We start from the raw sequence: 865 nt of genomic DNA on the forward strand, positions 1-865 counted from the left end.
TAGGGCGTGTTGAATATTCATAATTTGAGCCAGATATAAGCACAAGCAAGAGCGACCGTATTTTCATAACTCTGCTTGAGCTTATCAAATCTAGTGGCAACCGCCCTATACTGTTTTAGCTTAGCGAAAGCGTTTTCTACTAGATGTCTGGCTTTATACAAGTCCCAGTCCATATGGTCGTTAGAAGACTTAGTGTTTCGTTTTCGAGGGATGTTATCATGCGTCCCTGCTTGTTCAATATGGGCTCGTAGGGCATCAGAATCATAGCCTTTATCGGCACATAAAACCTCTGTATCGCTCAAATTAACTTTGTCTACTAAATCAGGTGCGACTTTGACATCGTGGGTTGTGCCATCTGATAAAATAAAGGTAATCGGATTGCCATGAGCATCAACTGCTAAGTGAATCTTGGTCGCGCGGCCTGCCACACTTTTACTAATGGATTGTAGATTCTCGTTGCCACTACTGCTGTGCTGATGCGCTTTAATATGAGTGCCATCGATAAAGACCCACTCAAGGTCTGCGTCTTTGATCAGTAACGTAAATAATGCCATTAGCTTATTACTGCGAAACCAGCGCTGGTAAGCTTTATAGATGGTATTAGGCTTGCCAAAATATTCGGGTAAGTCGCGCCAAGGACAGCCAACACGCATGCGATAAAGCACGCCTTCAACCGTTTGTCTAAGATTTCCTTTGTCATAGATATTAAGTTCTAGTAATATAGGTTTCAGTCTTGTCCAGTGTTCATCTTTGAGCATGGTGCGAGGCATAGCGAACGATATCTTTTTTGTGTGAGAGCTTAAAGATTAACCGTTCGCTATTTTTTTTGCCATTAATTTGTCGCCAATGTTCAACACGCCCTAGT

The 865-nt window shown here is 42.3% G+C and carries 1 protein-coding gene; it reads right to left on the minus strand.

Annotation, left to right across the window (positions count from 1 at the left end):
• Nucleotides 1–17: 17 nt before the first annotated feature.
• On the minus strand, nt 18–770 hold the full coding sequence (locus QL898_RS13740; protein WP_290177193.1) for an IS5 family transposase: 753 nt from the start codon (nt 768–770) through the stop codon (nt 18–20).
• Nucleotides 771–865: the final 95 nt, after the last annotated feature.

The sequence above is a fragment of the Psychrobacter sp. APC 3279 genome (genome assembly GCF_030407795.1).
GTDB lineage: Bacteria > Pseudomonadota > Gammaproteobacteria > Pseudomonadales > Moraxellaceae > Psychrobacter.

Excerpts from the sequence above, each read along its gene's own strand:
- QL898_RS13740 (WP_290177193.1), bottom strand. The coding sequence starts at position 770 with ATGCCTCGCACCATGCTCAAAGATGAACACTGGACAAGACTGAAACCT.